Consider the following 20,212-nt stretch of genomic DNA (forward strand, 5'->3'; position numbering starts at 1 on the left):
CGAGCACGTCACATTGTCGGTGGGGTGGGGCAGGATGGGGCGGATGAGTGACGAGAGCCTTCCGGACGACGCCCGTCCGCCGTACGGCGACGCCCGCCCGGAGCACACGGACGCGCTGCCGGAGTACGCCGAGCGGGTCCTGGAGGTTGCCGAGCTGATCCCGCCGGGGCGCGTCATGACCTACGGCGACGTCGCCGAGTGGCTTGAGGAGGGCGGCCCCCGTCAGGTCGGCCGCGTGATGGCTCTCTACGGCGGAGCCGTCCCGTGGTGGCGGGTGGTCCGCTCGGACGGCGTCCTGCTGTCCGGCCACGAGCTGAGAGCGCTGGAGCACTACCGCACGGAGGGCACGCCGCTGAAGGAGGCGAGCAAGGCCGCCGAGGGCCATGTGCCGCGCCTCGACATGAAGCGGGCGCGATGGGACGGCGGCGAACGCGCACAGAGTCACACCTGACAGCTTCCGCCATCGGACGGCCCGCTGTGTGACCCGTGATCCGTACGGGGGAAACAGGGCACGTCCGTGACATGACGTACGTTCGTGAGGTGAGGGACGCACGTGGCCCGAGTGCCTTGAGGGATGAATCGGAAGCACTGCTTCCGCACCAGCCCTCGGCGTAGCGTCGGCTGCACGTGTCCCCCTCACCCCGCGGCCACCGCCCTCCACGCGCGAGGGGCGACCCACCAGCACACCCCAGGACCGGCGAACCACGTGAGCTCCTCTTTCTCCACCAGGCGCCCGTCGCACCCCCAGGTGCGACAGGGGAGCCGTGGCGCTTACCGGCTGGTGCGTACTCCTGCGGTCCGATCGGCTCCCCCTCGTCTGGACGCCGCGCAGCGCGCCGTGGTTGACCACGAGTCCGGCCCGATGCTCGTCCTCGCAGGTCCGGGCACCGGCAAGACCACCACGCTCGTCGAGTCGGTGGCGGCACGAATCGCCCGCGGCGGGGATCCCGAGCGCATCCTGGTGTTGACGTTCAGCCGCAAGGCGGCGGTGGAGCTGCGCGACCGCATGGCCCTGCGCATGGGTGCGGCACGCGCTCCCCAGGCCACCACGTTCCACTCCTTCTGCTACGCCCTCGTCCGCGCCCACCAGGACAACGACCTGTTCGTGGAGCCGCTGCGGCTGCTGTCCGGCCCCGAGCAGGACGTGACCGTACGGGAACTGCTCGCGGGCCAGCCCGACCTTGAGCGGCTCGGGCTCGCCCATGTGCGCTGGCCCGACGACCTGCGTGCCTGTCTGACCACGCGCGGCTTCGCCGACGAGGTCCGCGCGGTCCTCGCCCGCAGCCGCGAGCTCGGCCTCGGGCCCGACGCCCTGGACGCCTTCGCCCGCCGCATCGGCCGCCCCGACTGGCGTGCCGCGGCGTCCTTCCTCGCCGAGTACCTCGACGTGCTCGACCTGCAGGGCGTGCTCGACTACGCCGAGCTGGTCCACCGCGCGGTGCTCCTCGCCCGACGGCCGGAGGCCGCCGAACGGCTCGCCGCGCGCTACGACGCCGTGTACGTCGACGAGTACCAGGACACCGACCCGGCGCAGGTACGGCTGCTGCACGCCCTCGCCGGCGGCGGCCGCACCCTGGTCGCCCTCGGCGACCCCGACCAGTCGATCTACGCGTTCCGGGGCGCCGACGTGAACGGAATCCTGGAGTTCCCGCATGCCTTCCCGCGCGCGGACGGCCGCCCCTCGCCCGTCGAGGTGCTGCGCACCTCCCGCCGCTCCGGCGCCGCCCTGCTGGCCGCGACCCGGCTGCTGACCCAGCGCATGCCGCTCACCCGGCTCCCGGCGGAGAAGGTGCGTGCCCACCGGGAACTCGCCCCGGTCCGCGACGGAGGCCGCGTCGAGGTCTTCACGTACCCGACCCCCGGCACCGAGCTGGACAACATCGCCGACATCCTGCGCCGGGCGCATCTGGAGGACGGCGTGCCCTGGGGCGAGATGGCCGTCCTGGTGCGGGCCGGGTCACGCACGATCCCGACGGTGCGCCGCGCCCTCACGGCCGCCGGGGTGCCCTTGGACATCGACGGCGACGACCTGCCCCTGCGACACGAGCCGGCGGTGGCACCGCTGCTGACGGCGCTGCGGGCGGTGGCGGAGGCGGAGGCCTCGGTCCGTCCCGGGGAGGAGGCGGCCACCGAGGAGCCGGAGGAGCCCGAGGAGCTGGAGTCTCCGGAGAGGCTGGAGTCGCCGGACGAGCCGGACGAGCCGGACGAGCCGGACGAGCCGGACGAGCCGGACGAGCCGGACGAGCCGGACGAGCCGGACGAGCCGGAGGAGCCGGAGGGGCTGGAGTCGCCGGAGGAACCCGCGGCGACCGCGACGTGGCTCGACACCGAGACCGCCCTCACCCTGCTCGCCTCCCCCCTCGCCGGCATGGACTCCGCCGACCTGCGCCGCCTCGGCCGCGCCCTGCGCGAGGAGGAGCGGGCCGCCGGCAACGCCCTGCCGCCGCCCTCGGACGACCTGCTCGCGCGGGCGCTCGCCGAACCGGAGCGCCTCGCGGTGCACGACCCCACGTACGCGCGTGGCGCCCAGCGTCTCGGCGCGCTGCTCCGCAAGGCCCGTGAGCGCCTCGCGGGCGGCGGCACGGCCGAGGAGGCGCTGTGGGACCTGTGGGAGGGCACCCCGTGGCCCACGCGCCTGGAGCGGACCGCCCGCCGCGGCGGCGCCGCCGGACGCAACGCCGATCGCGACCTGGACGCCGTATGCGCGCTGTTCGCGACGGCGGCCCGCGCGGAGGAGCGCACCGGTGGCCGGGGCACGCTGAACTTCCTGGCGGAGATAGAGGCCGAGGACATCGCCGCCGACACCCTCACGCGGCGTGCCGTACGCCCCGACGCCGTGCGCCTGATGACCGCGCACCGCTCCAAGGGTCTGGAGTGGCGCCTGGTCGTCGTCGCGGGCGTCCAGGAGGGCCTGTGGCCCGACCTGCGCCGCCGCGGCTCGCTCCTGGAGGCCGACCGCATCGGCCGCGACGGGCTCGCCGAACCGCTCACCCCCGGGGCGCTGCTGGCCGAGGAGCGCCGTCTGTTCTACGTCGCCGCCACGCGCGCGCGTGAACGCCTCGTCGTCACCGCGGTGAAGGCCCCGGCCGACGACGGCGACCAGCCCTCCCGCTTCCTGACCGAACTCGGCGTCGAACCGAAGGACGTGACGGGCCGCCCCCGCCGCCCGCTGTCCGTCGCCGCGCTCGTCGCCGAACTGAGGGCGACGACCGTCGACCCGCGCGTGTCGGACACCCTCAGGGAGGCCGCCGCCCGCAGGCTGGCCCGGCTCGCCGCGCTCGCCGACGAGGACGGCCGCCCGCTGGTCCCCGCCGCGCACCCCTACCGCTGGTGGGGTATGTTCGAGCCCACCGAGTCCAAGGTGCCGCTGCGCAACCGCGACCAGCCCGTCGTGCTCTCCGGCAGCGCGCTGGACCAGCTCGCCAATACCTGCGCCCTGCAGTGGTTCCTGGGCCGCGAGGTGAAGGCCGACGCGCCCGCCACCGTCGCCCAGGGCTTCGGCAACGTGGTGCACGTCCTGGCCGACGAGGTCGCCTCCGGACACACCCCGGCCGACCTCGCCGTCCTCATGGAGCGCCTCGACTCGGTGTGGAACGCGCTGGCCTTCGACGCGCCGTGGAAGTCGGCGCAGGAGAAGGACAACGCGCGCGTGGCGCTCGAACGCTTCCTCAAGTGGCATGTGATGGACCGCGCGGGACGTACTCCCGTGGCGAGCGAGCACGACTTCGACGTGACCCTGGGAGCCGGCGACTTCGAGGTGCGCATCCGCGGCCAGATGGACCGCGTCGAGGCCGACGGCGAAGGGCGCGCCTATGTCGTCGACTTCAAGACCGGCAAGCAGGCGCCCAGCGCGGCCGAGGTGGCCCGCCACCCGCAGCTCGCCGTCTACCAGCTCGCCGTGCGCGAGGGCGCCGTCGACGAGGCCTTCGACGGCGTGCGCCCCGAGCCCGGCGGGGCCGAACTGGTCCAGTTGCGCCAAGGTGCCGCCAAGCGGGACGGCGGCGAGACGCTGCCCAAGGTGCAGGGGCAGGAGCCCCTGGACGGCCCGGAGGGGGAGTGGGTCGGCGACCTGCTGGCCACGGCCGCGGGCAAGGTCCTCGACGAGCGGTTCGCGCCCAGCGCGGGTCAGCACTGCACGCACTGCGCGTTCCGGGCGTCGTGCAGCGCGCGGCCCGAGGGGCGGCACGTGGTCGAGTGACATTTCGTCAGAAACCGGAGTGATCGATCACACCACTTGAGCTGACCTGCGCTTCTCGTGGCCCGGCAGCCGATCCGGCATCCACTGTCAGTTCCCGCCGCTAGCCTCTTTCGTTGTGTCCGCCCGTATCTCCGATCCCGAGCAGCTCAAAGAGCTCCTCGGCATCCCGTTCACCCCGGAGCAGACGGCGTGCATCGTCGCGCCGCCCGCCCCGCAGGTGATCGTGGCCGGAGCCGGGTCGGGCAAGACGACGGTGATGGCGGCCCGCGTGGTGTGGCTGGTCGGCACCGGCCAGGTGGCCCCCGAGCAGGTCCTCGGCCTGACCTTCACGAACAAGGCCGCAGGTGAACTCGCCGAACGTGTCCGCAAGGCGCTCGTCAAGGCCGGAGTCACCGACCCCGACGTCATCGACCCGGACAATCCGCCGGGCGAGCCGGTGATCTCCACGTACCACGCCTTCGCGGGCCGCCTGCTCACCGACCACGGCCTGCGCATCGGCCTCGAACCGACCTCCCGCCTGCTCGCCGACGCCACCCGCTACCAACTGGCGGCGCGGGTGCTGCGCGAGGCGCCGGGCCCGTACCCGGCCCTCACCCGCTCCTTCGCCGACCTCGTCAGCGACCTGCTCAACCTCGACGCCGAACTCGCCGAGCACCTCGTACGCCCCGAGGCCCTGCGCGCGTACGACGCCGAGCTGCTGCTCACCCTTCAGGGCGCCAAGCTCACCAACGCCGACCTGCGCAAGGTCCCCGAGGCGGCCGCGGCCCGCCGCGAACTCGCGGAGCTGGTCGTCCGCTACCGCGCCGCCAAACGCGACCGCGACCTCCTCGACTTCGGCGACCAGATCGCGCTCTCGGCGCGGCTCGCGGGGATTCCCGAAGTGGGCCGCGTCCTGCGCGAGGAGTTCCGCGTGGTCCTGCTCGACGAGTACCAGGACACCTCGGTCGCCCAACGCGTCCTCCTGGCGGGCCTGTTCGGCGACGGCACCGGCCACCCCGTGACCGCCGTCGGCGACCCCTGCCAGGCGATCTACGGCTGGCGCGGCGCGTCCGTCGCCAACCTCGACGACTTCCCCGAGCACTTCGCCCACAGCGGCGGCCGCCCCGCCACCCGCCAGGCGCTCAGCGAGAACCGCCGCAGCGGCGGGCGCCTCCTCGACCTCGCCAACGGCCTCGCGGAGCCCCTGCGCGCCCTGCACGCGGGCGTGGAGGCACTCCGCCCGGCCCCCGGCGCCGAGCGCGACGGCACGGTGCGCTGCGCGCTGCTGCCCACCCACGCCGAGGAGATGGACTGGATCGCCGACTCCGTCGCCCATCTCGTGCGCACGGGGACGGCGCCCGGCGAGATCGCCGTGCTCTGCCGCACGGCGACCGACTTCGCCGAGATCCAGGGCGCGCTGGTCGCCCGGGACATCCCCGTCGAGGTCGTCGGCCTGTCCGGGCTGCTGCATCTGCCCGAGATCGCCGATCTGGTCGCCGTCTGCGAGGTCCTCCAGGACCCAGGCGCCAACGCCTCCCTGGTCCGGCTGCTCACCGGCCCGCGCTGGCGCATCGGCCCCCGCGACCTCGCCCTGCTGGGGCGCCGCGCACGGCTGCTGGTGTCCCACGCGCGCGTGGACGGCGACGACGACCCGGACCGCCGGCTCGCCGAAGCCGTGGAGGGTGTCGACCCGGCCGAGGTGATCTCGCTCGCGGACGCCCTCGACACGTTCCTGGAGACGCCGCTGGACGGCGAGGGGGACGACGACGGGCTGCCGTTCTCGCCGGACGCGCGCGTGCGGTTCGCCCGCCTGGCCACCGAGCTGCGGGACCTGCGCCGCTCCCTGTCCGACCCGCTGATGGACGTCCTGCACCGCGTCCTCGCCGTCACCGGCCTGGAAGTGGAGCTCTCGGCCTCCCCACACGCGTTGGCCGCCCGCCGCCGCGAGACCCTGTCCAACTTCCTCGACATCGCCGCCTCGTTCGCCGCCGGTGACAACGAGGCGTCCCTGCTGGCCTTCCTCGGCTTCCTGCGCACGGCCGCCCAGTACGAGAAGGGCCTCGACAACGCCCTGCCCGGCGGCGAGAACACCGTCAAGGTGCTCACCGCGCACAAGTCCAAGGGCCTGGAGTGGGACGTCGTCGCCGTCCCCGGCCTCGTCACCGGCACCTTCCCCAGCAGCCAGGGCCGCGAGAAGTGGACCGCCCAGGCCAAGGTGCTCCCGCACGAGCTGCGCGGCGACGCCGACACGCTCCCCGACATCGCCTCCTGGGACTCGCGCGGCCTGAAGGCCTTCCACGAGGACATGAAGGAGCACCAGCACACCGAGGAACTGCGCCTCGGCTACGTCACCTTCACCCGCCCCCGCTCCCTCCTCCTCGGCTCGGGCCACTGGTGGGGCCCCACCCAGAAGAAGCGCCGGGGCCCCTCCGACTTCCTGCAAGCCCTCTACGACCACTGCGTGGCCGGGCACGGCGAGATCGAGGAGTGGGCGGACGAGCCGGGCGAGGACGAGGAGAACCCGGCCCTGCACCGGGAGACGGCCGACCAGGTGTGGCCGCTGCCCCTCGACGAGGCCGCTCTCGCCCGGCGCCGGGCGGCCGCCGAGACGGTACTGGCGCACCTGGACAACCTCGCCACCCACGACGACGGCCACCCGGCCGCGACCCACGACCCGGACGAGTACGACGACCCGGAATGGCCCCCGCCGCCGGACGACGACGAACCACTTCCCGAGGACTTCTCCGACGAGGGCACCCCCGCCGAGGGCGACGACGACTGGGACTCCTGGACCACCGACCGGCCGGTGCGCCCCGCCATCCCGCACCAGGCCACGTCCCCGGAACCGTCCAGCGAACCGCCGGCCCGACCCCACCCCACGGACCAGGACCCCCGCACTCCGGAGGCCCCGCTCACTCCGGAGGCCCCGCTCACTCCGGAGGAGGCACTCACTCCGGAGGAGGCGCGCACGATCTCCTCCTGGGACCGCGACCTCGACGCGCTCACCGGGGAGCTGCTGCGCGCCCGCGCGGCCGTCACCGACGTCCCCCTGCCCGCGTCGCTCACCGCGTCCCAGCTGCTGCGCCTGTCCGCCGACCCGGACGGATTCGCGCAGGAACTCGCGCGCCCCATGCCGCGCCCCCCACAACCCGCCGCACGTCGAGGCACCCGGTTCCACGCCTGGGTCGAAGCCCGCTTCGAGGCGCTGACGCTGCCCATGCTGGAGCCGGACGACCTGCCGGGCGGCGAGGCCGAGATCGCCGACGAGCGCGATCTGGAGGCCCTGAAGGACGCCTTCGAACGCACCGAGTACGCCCACCGCACGCCGTACCGGGTCGAGGTCCCCTTCCAGCTCTCCCTCGCAGGTCGCGTCGTACGGGGCCGTATAGACGCCGTCTACAAGGAAGGCGACGGCGAGGGGGCGCGGTACGAGATCGTGGACTGGAAGACCAACCGCACGCGTACCGCCGACCCGCTCCAGCTCGCCCTGTACCGGGTGGCCTGGGCCGAGCAGCAGGGCGTACCCCTGGAGTCGGTCGACGCCGTGTTCCTGTACGTCCGCAGCGGTGAGGTCGTACGCCCGGACGATCTTCCGGACCGGTCGGCGCTGGAGCGGCTGCTGGCCGGGGAGCCGGTCGCCGAGGTGAACTGTGAGCAACCGCCCAATCGGGATGTCGGTGCGGGCCGATAGGCTCGTGACCATGAGCCAGACCCCGGACAGCGCTGTCCGTACGTACATCGAGCAGCATCGCGCCGCCTTCCTCGACGACCTCGCCGAGTGGCTGCGCATCCCGTCCGTGTCGGCCCAGCCCGACCACGCGCCCGATGTACGCCGCAGCGCCGACTGGCTCGCCGCGAGGCTCAAGGAGACCGGCTTCCCGACCGCGGAGGTCTGGTCCACACCGGGCGCGCCCGCCGTCTTCGCCGAATGGCCCTCGGACGACCCCGAGGCACCCACGATCCTCGTCTACGGCCACCACGACGTGCAGCCTGCCGCCCTGGAGGACGGCTGGGACAGCGAGCCCTTCGAGCCCGTCGTCCGCGACGGCCGGCTGTACGCGCGCGGGGCGGCCGACGACAAGGGCCAGGTGTTCTTCCACACACTCGGCGTCCGCGCCCACCTCGCCACCACCGGCCGCACCACCCCGGCCGTCACCCTGAAGCTGCTGATCGAGGGTGAGGAGGAATCCGGCTCCCCGCACTTCCGCGCGCTGGTCGAGGAGCACGCGGAGCGGCTCGCGGCCGACGCCGTGATCGTGTCCGACACCGGCATGTGGTCCGAGGACACCCCCACCGTGTGCACCGGCATGCGCGGCCTCGCCGAGTGCGAGATCCAGCTGCACGGCCCCGACCAGGACATCCACTCCGGCTCCTTCGGCGGCGCCGTCCCCAACCCCGCGACCGCGGCCGCCCGCCTGGTCGCCGCCCTGCACGACGAGCACGCGCGCGTGGCGATCCCCGGCTTCTACGACGGCGTCGTCGAGCTGACCGACCGCGAGCGCGAGCTCTTCGCCGAGCTGCCCTTCGACGAGGAGCGGTGGCTGCGCACCGCCAAGTCGTACGCCACCCACGGCGAGGCCGGTCACACCACCCTGGAGCGCATCTGGGCCCGGCCCACCGCCGAGGTCAACGGCATCGGGGGCGGGTACCAGGGCCCCGGCAGCAAGACGATCATCCCGTCCTCCGCCATGGTGAAGCTCTCCTTCCGGCTGGTCGCGGGACAGGACCCCGACCACATCGAGAAGGCCGTCCGCGCCTGGGCCGCCGACCGGGTGCCCGCCGGGATCCGCTGCGAGATCGCCTTCAGCGCGGCCACGCGCCCGTGCCTGACGCCCCTGGACCACCCCGCCCTGCAGTCCGTCGTACGCGCCATGGGCCGCGCCTTCGAGGGCCCCGTCCGCTTCACGCGCGAAGGCGGTTCGGGCCCCGCCGCCGACCTCCAGGACGTCCTCGACGCCCCGGTGCTCTTCCTGGGCATCTCCGTCCCCTCCGACGGCTGGCACGCCCCGAACGAGAAGGTCGAGCTGGACCTGCTCCTCAAGGGCGTCGAGACCGCCGCCTACCTGTGGGGCGACCTGGCCGCGAACTGGCGCCATGCGCCCTGAGACACCGGGACCGTCCGGAGGGGCATCGCGCGCGGGGCACACTGGAGACGCCGCCTCGCCCGCCCGAGCCCTGCCGCACCAGGTCGCCTCCCGTCCCACGTCCCGCCGATCCACCACCCGCCGAAGCACACCGTTCCACTGGGGGAGTTGGAAGCACCCGTGACCACCTGGACCGACCACACCGCCGACCGACCCATCTCGCTCACCGCCCCGAGCGGCATCGACCGCGCAGCCCACCACCGGCTCGACGAGGCCTGGCTCGCGGCGGCATGGAGCCACCCCACGACCCGCTGCTTCGTGGTCTCCGGCGGCCAGGTCCTCATCGACGAGACGGCGGACGGACGCACCGAACTCGTCATGACCCCCTCCTTCGAGGCGCCGCTCACCGAGGCGCACCGCTACTTCCTCGGCATCGACGACGACGGCGTCAGCTACTTCGCCCTGCAGAAGGACGCACTGCCCGGCCGCATCGACCAGTCCGCCCGCGCGGCCGGCCTGCGCGAGGCGGGCCTGCTGCTGTCGGCGCGTGACGTGGGCCTGATGGTGCACGCCGTCGGGCTGGAGAACTGGCAGCGCACCCACCGCTTCTGCTCTCGCTGCGGCGAGCGCACCGTGATCGCCGCGGCCGGGCACATCCGGCGCTGCCCCGCCTGCGGCGCCGAGCACTACCCGCGCACCGACCCCGCCGTGATCATGGCCGTCACCGACGAGGACGACCGCATCCTCCTCGGCCGCCAGGTCCACTGGCCCGAGGGTCGCTTCTCCACGCTCGCGGGCTTCGTCGAGCCCGGTGAGTCCATCGAGCAGGCCGTGCGCCGCGAGGTCTTCGAGGAGGCCGGGATCACCGTCGGCCAGGTCGAGTACGTCGCCAGCCAGCCCTGGCCGTTCCCGTCCAGTCTCATGCTGGGCTTCATGGCCCGCGCCACCTCCACGGAGGTCGAGGTCGACGGCGACGAGATCCACGAGGCCCGCTGGTTCTCCCGTGAGGAACTGCGCGCCGCCTTCGACTCCGGCGAGGTCCTGCCGCCGTACGGCATCTCGATCGCGGCCCGCCTGATCGAACTCTGGTACGGCAAGCCGCTGCCGACGAGAAGCTTCGTCTGACAGGACGGATGATCCGCCGGGCACACGCAAACAAGAAGGCGGCCCCTGAAGCGCCTCAGGGACCGCCTTCCGAGAACCGCACGCGTGCCGCGGTTACGCGCCGACCTTCTGCTTGACCTGAGCCAGCGAGGGGTTCGTCAGCGTCGAACCGTCGGCGAACAGCACGGTCGGCACCGTCTGGTTTCCGCCATTCGCCTTCTCGACGAACGCCGCCGACGCGGGGTCCTGCTCGATGTTGATCTCGGTGTACGCGATGCCCTCGCGGTCCAGCTGCTTCTTCAGCCGCTGGCAGTAGCCGCACCAAGTGGTGCTGTACATCGTCACAGTGCCCTGCATGGCTCGCGCGCTCCTTAGGTGGCTCGGGGGGAACGGATCGTCCAGAGGGGGAACGTACGCGACCGGCGGGCCATTCCCGCCCGGGGTATGCGCGGCACGTGACGCCTGCCGCATTAGTACGACTAGCGGTGCCTGCCTGTGGACAACCGGCACAGCTGTCTCCGACGACCTGGCAGCATGGCCGTGTGACAGCAGCAACGCACTCCACCCTCTTCCCGCAGGCACCGGAATCGGCCGACGCGGTGCTCGAAGGGCTCGACCCCGAGCAGCGCGAGGTGGCCACCGCCCTGCGCGGTCCGGTGTGCGTACTCGCGGGCGCCGGCACGGGCAAGACGCGGGCGATCACCCACCGCATCGCCTACGGGGTACGGGCCGGCATCCTCCAGCCCTCCAGCGTGCTCGCCGTCACCTTCACCAACCGCGCCGCGGGGGAGATGCGCGGCCGGCTCCGCCAGCTCGGTGCCGCCGGAGTCCAGGCCCGCACCTTCCACTCGGCCGCCCTGCGCCAGCTCCAGTACTTCTGGCCGAAAGCGATCGGCGGCTCCATGCCCCGGCTCGTCGACCGCAAGATCCAGCTCGTCGCCGACGCGGCCGCCGCCTGCCGCATCCGCCTCGACCGGAACGAGCTGCGGGACGTCACCGCCGAGATCGAGTGGTCCAAGGTCACCCAGACCGTCCCCACCGACTACCCGCTCGCCTCCGCCAAGGCGGGCCGCGACGCCCCTCGTGACCCGGCCGAGGTCGCCCAGATCTACAACGTCTACGAGGACCTCAAGCGCGACCGCTCGGTCATCGACTTCGAGGACGTCCTGCTGCTCACCGTCGCCGTCCTGCAGGACCGGCACGACATCGCCGACCAGGTCCGCGCGCAGTACCAGCACTTCGTGGTCGACGAGTACCAGGACGTCAGCCCCCTCCAGCAGCGCCTGCTCGAACTCTGGCTCGGCGACCGGGACAACCTGTGCGTGGTCGGCGACGCCAGCCAGACGATCTACTCCTTCACGGGAGCAACCCCCGACCACCTGCTCGACTTCCGCACCCGCCACCCCGGTGCCACCGTCGTCAAGCTGGTCCGCGACTACCGCTCCACCCCGCAGGTCGTCCACCTCGCCAACGGCCTGCTCGCCCAGGCACGGGGCCGCGCCGCCGACCACCGGCTGGAGCTGATCTCCCAGCGCGACCCTGGCCCCGAGCCCGTCTACGCCGAGTACACCGACGAGCCCGCCGAGGCCGAGGGCGCCGCCCGCCGCATCCGCGAACTCATGGACGCCGGTGTCCCGGCCAGCGAGATCGCCATCCTGTTCCGGACGAACTCCCAGTCCGAGACCTACGAGCAGGCCCTCGCCGACGCGGGTGTCCCCTACCAGCTGCGCGGCGCCGAGCGGTTCTTCGACCGCCCCGAGGTGCGCAAGGCGGGCATCGCCCTGCGCGGCGCCGCCCGCTTCGGCGGCAACGACTCCCTCCTCGACGACGCCGTCGACCTGCCCTCCCAGGTCCGTGCCGTCCTGTCGGGAGAGGGCTGGACGACCGAGCCGCCGGCCGGCTCCGGCGCCGTCAGAGAGCGCTGGGAGTCGCTGGCCGCCCTGGTGAACCTCGCCCAGGACTTCGGCGCCGCCAAACCCGGCGCCACCCTCGCCGACCTCGTCGCGGAGCTCGACGAGCGGGCCAACGCCCAGCACGCACCCACCGTTCAGGGCGTCACCCTCGCCTCCCTGCACTCGGCCAAGGGCCTGGAGTGGGACGTCGTGTTCCTGGTCGGCGTCGCCGAGGGCATGATGCCGATCACCTACGCAAAGACCGACGAGCAGATCGAGGAGGAACGCCGCCTCCTCTACGTCGGTGTCACCCGCGCCCGGCAGCGCCTCCATGTGTCGTGGGCACTCACCCGAGCACCGGGCGGTCGCCCGAACCGCCGCCCCAGCCGATTTCTCGACGGACTGCGCCCCGGCTCTACGGGGACCACCGGACGCACCACGGCGGGCGGAGGCGCGGGAGGCGTCGAGCGAGGCTTCACGAGCAGACCGGAAACCGCCCCCAGGCGCAAGCAGCGCACCCCGGCCCGTTGCCGTGTCTGCGGGCGCACCCTCACCGACGCCGGTGAGATGAAACTGATGCGGTGTGAGGGCTGCCCCTCCGACATGGACGAGGGCCTCTACGAGCGCCTCCGCGAATGGCGCGGGACCCAGGCGCGGCTGAGCGGTCAGCCGGACTTCTGCGTCTTCACCGACCGGACCCTGATGGCCATCGCCGAGGCGGAGCCGAGCAGTCCGGTTGAGTTGTCCCGCATCCCCGGCGTCCTCAAGCGCAAGCTCGACCGCTACGGAGCCGATGTGCTGGCCATCTGCGCAGGCCAGGAGCTTGAGGAGGGCGCAGAAGTCGAATGACGAGAACTCGTCGAAAAAATAGTTTGCGCATGCCCCAGCAATCCCCATAGGTTCTTAGCCACGGGAACGGAGGCCTTCTCGGAGGCCCCAATTCCGTGTTCTACTTGCATACCCGTCGGACTGGCTCACCCCAGTCCCCCTAGACGCCGAGAGGAGGCGAGTCCAGTGATCAGCATCAACGCCAGCACCACCAGCAGCACCGCCAAAATGACCGATCGCTCGGTCGTCGCCTCCCTGTGCATGCTCGGCGCCTCGAACCAGGGCACCGGTCTGTCCGGCATTCGTGCCGTCCGTCCGGCGTCCTCCGTGTCTCTGGCGGGCCTTCCCGTCCGTGAGCGCAATGAGCGACCGACCAAGGCACTGGAAGCGGCAGTAACGGCAAAGGCGCAGGCCTATGCCTTTACGGCGACTGGTGCCGGAAACCGGGAGCAGACGAAGCAGCACCACCAGATGTGGGCCTTCCGTGGGCCAGAACCCTGGAGTGATCCAGCCTGACAGCCGATCAGGCCGGCGCCTTCAGGGCCGCGGAACCCCATCCGGGATCCGCGGCCCTTCTGTTTGTCCCTCAACAGGGACGACGGAGCGAAGGGGCCTCGGGACAAGGAAACACCCGGTACCAGCCGCCACCCGGTCCCACCGGACCGGAACGAACAGACGAGGAAGACGATCCGTGCAACTCGAAGCGCACGCCCCGTCAGTACCGCCTTCAGGCGCAATCCCCAAGCCCGGCCTCACGGAGGACCCCACCTTGATCCCCCTCACTGCGCTCACCGCGCTCGACGACGCCATCGAGAACCTCGGCGTGCCCGTCCCCTGCCGTTCGTACGACCCGGAGGTCTTCTTCGCCGAGTCGCCGGCGGACGTCGAGTACGCCAAGTCCCTGTGCCGCACCTGCCCGCTGATGGAGGCCTGCCTCGCCGGCGCCAAGGAGCGGCGTGAGCCCTGGGGCGTCTGGGGTGGCGAGCTGTTCGTCCAGGGTGTTGTCGTCGCCCGGAAGCGGCCGCGTGGTCGCCCGCGCAAGAACCCGGTCACGGCATGAACACCGCAGGAACGATCGACCGTCCCTTCACGCACGACCCCCAGAAGCAGGCCCCGATGAAGCCGTCCACCCACGAACTCGCAGGCTCCGCGCCTGAAGACCTCACCACCAGTGGCGCGAACGACTCGCGTCAGAACAGGAACCGAGAGATGCAACTCATCCAAGAAGCCCTGGCACGTGCGCATATGCACGAGCGCCGGCACGAGGCGGAGCGGGAGCGACGGGCCGTGCGCCTGGCGACCGCCCGCCGGATGCAGCGCCGCGCCGAGCGCGCCTCGCTGCGCGCTCGCCGCGCGCTCGCCATGGCGGTCATGCAGTAGAAGACCCCACCATCCGGTGGTCGCCTCCCGGCCAGGGAGGAAGTAGCTCCCCGCGGGGGCCGGTCCGTGCGAACGGACCGGCCCCCGCGGTGCGTTGCGCCCGCCGATGGCGAGGGGGCGGAGGTATCGTCGCCGAGTGACGAGTCTTTCCGGAGACAGCGAAAACGGCGGCTCCGCCACAGAGCCGCAGTCCCTCGTGTGCGCCCGCTGCGGCACTCGGGCCCAGTCCCCGCAGCCCACCTGGACCTTCTCCGTGGAGAACGGCACCCGCCACTACATCTGCGACACGTGCTCCCGCGAAAACCTCAGGGCCATCGAGGGGCGGCTGGACTCGGCCTGGTGGTAGAGGTGGCTGCTACGCGGCGGTGGCTCACGCCTCCGCCGCAGCCTCCTCCTCGGTCGGCTCCTCCGGAACGAAGCCCGGGAGCCACTCCTCCAGCTCCTCGCGCAGGCGGACCGTCGCGCCCAGCTGGCACAGCACCCCGATCGTGCTCAGGGTCACGCGGTGGATCAGGAGGTAGGCCGGCGGCAGGTTGAGCTGCTTGCCGAGCTGGTGCGCGGGGGAGCGGGGGTCGGCCACGCGGGCGGCCTGGCTGCGCATCCAGCCCCGGGTGAAGGTGAACTCGTCGACCTGGGCCGGTTCGATGATCGGCAGGAGGTAGTCGAGGACGGCGTCGGGGTCCAGGTCGATGGTGTCCTTGACGAAGCCCTCGGCGCAGAGGAGTTCGTAGACGGCTTCCGCGTCGCCGTCCAGAGTCATCCGCAGGGAGTCGCCGATCGGGGTCGGCAGGCCGCCCGGGAGACGGTCGACCGTGCCGAAGTCCAGGACACCCAGCCGCCAGTCGTCCTCACCGTCGGGGCCGCCCGGCAGCAGGCGGAAGTTCCCCGGGTGCGGGTCGGCGTGCAGCAGGCCCGTGCGTGCCGGGCCGGAGAAGAGGAAGCGGGCCAGCAACTGGCCGGCTCGGTCGCGCTGCTCCTGGGTGCCGTCGGAGATCACCTCGGAGAGCGGGATGCCGTCGATCCACTCCGTGACCAGGACCTGCTCGCACTGATGGACCACCGCCGGCACGACGACGTCCGGGTCGTCGGCGAACTCGTCCGCGTGCACCTCCTGGGCCTGTGCCTCCAGGCCGTAGTCCAGCTCCTCCGACACCCGGTCCTTGAGCTCGGCGATCAGCGGCTTGATGTCCATGCCGGGGATCAGCGGACCCAGAAGCCGGGCAAAACGGCTCAGTTGGTTCAGGTCGGACAGGAGGGCCTCGCCCGCTCCCGGGTACTGCACCTTGACCGCCACCTCGCGGCCGTCGTGCCACACCCCGCGGTGCACCTGGCCGATCGAGGCGGCCGCGGACGGCTTGTCCTCGAATTCCAGGAACAGGTCCATCCAGTCCTCGCCCAGCCGGTCCGCCAGCACCGAGTGCACGGTGCGCGTCGGCATCGGGGGCGCCGCCTCCTGGAGCTTGGTCAGCGCCGCGCGGTAGGGGCCGGCGATCTCCTCGGGCAGGGCCGACTCGAAGACGGACAGGGCCTGGCCGAACTTCATCGCGCCGCCCTTGAGCTCGCCGAGCACCTTGAACATCTGCTCGGCGGTGCGCTGCTGCAATTCGCGGCCGACGAGCTCCGCGGACTCACCGACGATCCGCTTGCCGAGGCCCCAGGTCGCCCGCCCGGCGAAGCCGAGCGGTAGCGCGGCGAGCTTGGCGGTACGGGTGACCGCCTTGCGGGGAAGATCAGACATGCGCCCTCCAGGTCCCAGCCGACCGCTTCGCGTCTGCCCTGCGGCGTGACTCCTTCGACGGCCCTTGCTCCGCCATTGTCTCGTGTGACTCCCCGTCCTCGGAGGGGTGTTCTCCCTCACCTTTCTCCGCGACGCCGCACGGGCATGCGGGATGGGCCCAAACCGGCCGGGCGTGCCAGGTCAGACCGGGTAGGGACACTTCCCAGCGGGCACCGGCGCTCGACGGAACCCGGCCGTCCAGAAAGCTGAGGGCGTGCGCGGCGGCCAGTCCGGCGACCGTGGTGGCCAGCGTGACATCGCAGGGCCGGACCTCGCGCGCCCTTGCCGAGCCCGAGCGCCACTGTGCCACGAGCCGGGGCCAGGCCGGGTCCCGGTCGGCGCGGCTCTCGTGGAGGCAGCCGGCGCAGGCGGTCTCGCCGGGCAGGACGAGCGGGCCGACCACGCCGGTTCCCTCCACCACGCCGGCGTAAAGGTGGGGCGTACCGGAAGCGACGAGGGGTTCGGCGGCGGACGGGGAGGGCGCGTGCACGGCGACGTCGTCCCGGGGCGCGATGATCACCAGGGAGTGGCCGGCGACTTCCTGGGCGGGGGATGAGTGGGGGCCGCGGCGCGGTGGGCTTTCCGGTGCGCAGCGGCGGGCGGCTCGGCGCGCGGCCTCGTCCCTGCGATCGCCGACCGTGTCCGCGGGCAGCCCGCCCGGGGACACGTCCCATGCTTCGACCCGGCCGACGTCACGCACGTCGACCTCGCCGACCCCCGCGGCCGACAACAGGGCGGCCACCATGGAGCCCACCCGGCCGGCGCCTCTCACCTGCACATGGAGGGAGCGGCGGGCGGTCAGGCGGGTGATCGCCTCGCCCGGCTCGGACGTGGTCAAGGACAGGGAGGCCAGATCGGGGCGCAGCCGGTCCAGCACCTCCTTCTTGCGCCGCAGGGCGTCGCCCGCCGGACCGCCTCCCTGCGCGTCGTCCAGGAGTCCGGCCCCTGCCAGTCGCCGCACCAGCCCGTCGACATGGCCGTCCGGCAGGTCCATGCGGCGGCCCTCCTCGCGCAGGAGCTCTAGTCCGCGGGTGCCGTTGAGCAGATCGAGGAAGCTTCCCGTCGCCGTGTCCATCGGGCCCAGTGTGAGCGCATGCGCCGGAGTCATCCCGTATTGCACGGTGTTGAGGTCGCGCCAGCCGCGTTTGAGCGCGGGCTTGAGGAGAGGAGCACGCGGAATTACCGAAGTTGGCGAACCATCCGAAATCGCCGAATCTGTCGCATGCATGAGCTGGCCCCCGTAGCCGTCGTGGAACATCCCCGTGTGTCGGTGGAGCTCGGTCGAAGCTCCGCCGGTGACTGCCAGCATGCCCCGACACGGCGGCCCGTGCCGAAAGTTGTCCACAGGCGGTGGATATTCGTCGTACAAATCAAACGCATGGTGGGGGATCGGGATCGAACCGTCCCGGAGTCGGGACTTCCCCCATGTGCAACGGGTAACGTCGGGGCGTGTCCGCCGACCCACTGCACCGCGCCGGAACGCCACAGCGCAGTACGACGAGCCCGCCGCCGAGCGGCACGGGGGCGAGCGCGATCGAGGTCCGCAGAAGCACCCGGCGCCGCCGGACCGTCTCGGCGTACCGCGAAGGCGATCGCACCGTCGTGCTCATCCCTGCCCGGATGTCCGAGGCCGAGGAGCAGCGCTGGGTCACCGTCATGCTGGACAAGCTGGCCGCCCAGGAGAGCAAGCGGCTCATCGGGGACACCGAGCTGGCGGAGCGGGCCGAGCGGCTGTCGGACCAGTATCTGGACGGCCGCGCGCGGCCCAACTCGGTGCGCTGGGTCACCAACCAGAACACCCGCTGGGGTTCGTGCACCCCGGCCGAGGGCAGCATCCGGCTCTCGCACCGACTTCAGGGCATGCCCGAATACGTCCTCGACTACGTCCTCCTGCACGAACTCGCGCACCTGCTCGTACCCGGACACGGACCCCGCTTCTGGCGGCTGCTGGACGCCTATCCCCGCACCGAGCGGGCGAAGGGCTACCTCGAAGGCGTGGTCGCCGCCGAGCGGTTGCCGCATCTGCCGAGCGCGCGCGGCGAATAGGTCCGACGGTCCCGCGGCGGTCCGCCCGCCCAGTCCGTGAGGCACCCGGAGGCGGCACTTCCGGGCGCTTCCGGTTCGATGGGCGCGGGTTGTGTACCGGGTCTGTACCGGCTTGGTCCGATGTCCGAGTTTGCCGTTAGCCTGGCGCGACGCAATCACATTCGGGATGGGGGACGGTCGTTACGCATGGCCAGGGAATTCCAACGCGGCCACAAGGCCAAGATCAGTGACCTCACGGCGGGCACGGATCTGTACGTAGGGGTACAGATCGGCGCCCCAGGGCTGAGTTTCGACATCAGCTGCTTCGGTCTCGACGCCGACGAACGGCTCTCGGACGACCGTTACTTCATCTTCTTCAACCAGCCCAAGTCCCCCGAGGAAGCCATTCAGCTCCTCGGCACCCAGGCCGGTGACACGGAGTCCTTCCGGGTCACACTCGACAGGATCCCCCCGCAGATCCAGAAGCTGTCCTTCACGGCGACGATCGACGGCGCCGGGCAGATGTCGCAGGTCGGTCCCGGTTACATCCGCATCGTCGCCGGTGGCGAGGAGGTGGCCCGGTACGCCTTCAACGGCTCGGAGTTCTCCACCGAACGCGCCGTGATGCTGGGTGACTTCTACCTGAAGGACGTCTGGCGGTTCGCCGCCGTCGGGCAGGGCTTCGACGGTGGCCTGGAGGCGCTGCTGAAGAACTTCGGCGGCGAGGTCGCCGAGGAGGAGACGCCCGCAGCCCCGCAGCAGCCCCAGGCCGGTGCGACTCCCAGCTTCGCGCCGCCCGCCCAGGCCGCAGCGCCGCCCGCGTTCGGCGCCCCGGCCGGAGCGCCCGCTCCAGCCCCGCAGCCGGCACCTCCGGCGCCCGCGCCGGCCCCGGCCGCACAGGGCTTCGCGCCCCCGCCGGGAGCCACACCGCCGCCGCCGAGCCCGGCGCCCCCGGTGCACGCGCAGCCGACCATCATCGCGCCCATGACGCCGCCCGGAGGCGCCCCGCCGCCGCCCGCCCCGGCGCCCGCGCCCTACGGCCAGCCCGGACAGCAGCCGTACGGCCAGCCCTCGGCGCCGCCGCCTCCCGGCTACGGCTACCCCCAGGCACCCCAGGCACCCCAGGCACCGCAGGCCCCCACCCCGCCGCCCGGTTACGGCCAGCCGACTCCGCCCCCGGGCTACGGCCAGCAGCCCCCGTACGGCCAGGTCCAGGGCCAGCAGGCCCCCTACGGAGCTCCCCAGGGCGCCCCGCAGGGCGCGCCCCAGGGCCCCGGTGTGGCGTCGTCGCTCCAGCAGTTCAAGGAGACGCCCACCGGTCAGCGCTGGACGCAGCAGAACAAGAAGCTGGTCCGCGTCGACCTCGGCATCGGCGGTCAGCCCGTGCTCGCCCGCCAGGGCAGCATGGTGCTCTACCAGGGCAAGGTCGACTTCAGCTACAAGGGCGCGGGCTTCGCCGGCCGGATCGTGGGCAACGCGACCGGCCAGGAGATGCAGCTGATGCGCTGCACCGGCCAGGGCCAGGTCTTCCTCGCCGAGAACTCCACGATGCTGCACCCCATCGAGCTCCAGGGCGACGGCATCTGCGTCTCCGCGGAGAACGTCCTCGCCTTCGACGAGAGCCTCCAGTACGAGGTCCGCCGCATCGAGGGGCACGGCATCCCGGGCGGTGCGCTGTTCACGATGCAGTTCACGGGCACCGGCACGATCGTCGTCAAGACGCACGGCACCCCCGTGGTGCTGCCGGTCACGCCCACGACGTTCGCCGACTGCAACGCCGTGGTCGCCTGGTCGTCCGCCGCCCAGGTCGTCGTCTCCAGCCAGGTGCGCATGCGCCGCAACGCCTACCCCGGCGACACCGGCGAGAGCGTGAACCTGCAGTTCCGGGCCGCTCCCGGCAACTTCATCGTCGTCCAGCCGTACGAGATCTGAGGGAGAGCCCGTC

Annotated in this window: 15 protein-coding genes; 12 read left to right on the forward strand and 3 right to left on the reverse strand. The window is 72.3% G+C overall.

Translation table 11 applies throughout. The annotated features are described in order from the left end of the window. The first annotated feature begins 43 nt into the window (after positions 1-43). From ACIRD7_RS17645 to nudC, 5 genes are all read left to right on the forward strand, one after another. A complete protein-coding gene (locus ACIRD7_RS17645; RefSeq protein WP_403453939.1) occupies positions 44-451 on the forward strand; it encodes an MGMT family protein in 408 nt (135 codons plus the stop codon). 255 nt (positions 452-706) lie between these two features. Further along, entirely contained in the window at positions 707-4,198 is a 3,492-nt protein-coding gene (locus ACIRD7_RS17650) for an ATP-dependent helicase (RefSeq protein WP_403453941.1), read from the forward strand. 115 nt (positions 4,199-4,313) lie between these two features. Then, positions 4,314-7,868 carry a UvrD-helicase domain-containing protein gene (locus ACIRD7_RS17655; RefSeq protein ID WP_403453943.1) on the forward strand — a complete coding sequence of 1,185 codons (3,555 nt, stop codon included), beginning with the start codon at positions 4,314-4,316 and terminating at the stop codon, positions 7,866-7,868. Positions 7,869-7,878: 10 nt separating this feature from the next. Further along, entirely contained in the window at positions 7,879-9,282 is a 1,404-nt protein-coding gene (locus ACIRD7_RS17660) for a dipeptidase (RefSeq protein ID WP_403453945.1), read from the forward strand. Positions 9,283-9,441: 159 nt separating this feature from the next. Further along, the gene (nudC, locus tag ACIRD7_RS17665; RefSeq protein WP_403453946.1) at positions 9,442-10,386 is read left to right on the forward strand and encodes an NAD(+) diphosphatase; all 945 of its coding nucleotides are present in this window, start codon (positions 9,442-9,444) and stop codon (positions 10,384-10,386) included. Between the two features lie 93 nt (positions 10,387-10,479). Here the strand turns inward: nudC and ACIRD7_RS17670 are convergent, their stop codons facing one another. Beyond that, a complete protein-coding gene (locus ACIRD7_RS17670; RefSeq protein WP_095750180.1) occupies positions 10,480-10,722 on the reverse strand; it encodes a mycoredoxin in 243 nt (80 codons plus the stop codon). Between the two features lie 128 nt (positions 10,723-10,850). Between ACIRD7_RS17670 and ACIRD7_RS17675 the strand changes: the two genes are divergently transcribed. From ACIRD7_RS17675 to ACIRD7_RS17695, 5 genes are all read left to right on the forward strand, one after another. After that, the gene (locus ACIRD7_RS17675) at positions 10,851-13,106 is read left to right on the forward strand and encodes an ATP-dependent DNA helicase UvrD2 (RefSeq protein ID WP_403453948.1); all 2,256 of its coding nucleotides are present in this window, start codon (positions 10,851-10,853) and stop codon (positions 13,104-13,106) included. Between the two features lie 165 nt (positions 13,107-13,271). After that, positions 13,272-13,601 carry a hypothetical protein gene (locus ACIRD7_RS17680; protein WP_403453949.1) on the forward strand — a complete coding sequence of 110 codons (330 nt, stop codon included), beginning with the start codon at positions 13,272-13,274 and terminating at the stop codon, positions 13,599-13,601. Between the two features lie 175 nt (positions 13,602-13,776). After that, entirely contained in the window at positions 13,777-14,145 is a 369-nt protein-coding gene (locus tag ACIRD7_RS17685) for a WhiB family transcriptional regulator (protein WP_403453950.1), read from the forward strand. After that, the gene (locus tag ACIRD7_RS17690) at positions 14,142-14,465 is read left to right on the forward strand and encodes a hypothetical protein (protein ID WP_403453951.1); all 324 of its coding nucleotides are present in this window, start codon (positions 14,142-14,144) and stop codon (positions 14,463-14,465) included. Before ACIRD7_RS17685 ends, ACIRD7_RS17690 begins: the two co-directional genes overlap by 4 nt. A gap of 136 nt (positions 14,466-14,601) precedes the next feature. Continuing rightward, a complete protein-coding gene (locus tag ACIRD7_RS17695) occupies positions 14,602-14,811 on the forward strand; it encodes a hypothetical protein (RefSeq protein WP_403453953.1) in 210 nt (69 codons plus the stop codon). A 24-nt stretch (positions 14,812-14,835) separates the two neighbouring features. On the opposite strand, the gene ACIRD7_RS17700 is transcribed toward ACIRD7_RS17695, so the two are convergent. Further along, entirely contained in the window at positions 14,836-16,203 is a 1,368-nt protein-coding gene (locus ACIRD7_RS17700; protein ID WP_403453955.1) for an ABC1 kinase family protein, read from the reverse strand. Beyond that, positions 16,196-17,350, reverse strand: a complete 1,155-nt coding sequence (locus ACIRD7_RS17705) for a TOMM precursor leader peptide-binding protein (protein WP_403453956.1) — start codon at positions 17,348-17,350, stop codon at positions 16,196-16,198. The genes ACIRD7_RS17700 and ACIRD7_RS17705 overlap by 8 nt, the downstream gene beginning before the upstream one ends. Positions 17,351-17,691: 341 nt before the next feature. On the opposite strand from ACIRD7_RS17705, the gene ACIRD7_RS17710 reads away from it, so the two are divergent. Both ACIRD7_RS17710 and ACIRD7_RS17715 read left to right on the forward strand, forming a co-directional pair. After that, a complete protein-coding gene (locus tag ACIRD7_RS17710; RefSeq protein WP_403453958.1) occupies positions 17,692-18,288 on the forward strand; it encodes a M48 family metallopeptidase in 597 nt (198 codons plus the stop codon). 186 nt (positions 18,289-18,474) lie between these two features. After that, entirely contained in the window at positions 18,475-20,199 is a 1,725-nt protein-coding gene (locus ACIRD7_RS17715; protein ID WP_403453960.1) for a TerD family protein, read from the forward strand. Positions 20,200-20,212: the final 13 nt, after the last annotated feature.

It is taken from the genome of Streptomyces sp. NPDC093568 (assembly GCF_044764945.1).
Lineage (GTDB): Bacteria > Actinomycetota > Actinomycetes > Streptomycetales > Streptomycetaceae > Streptomyces.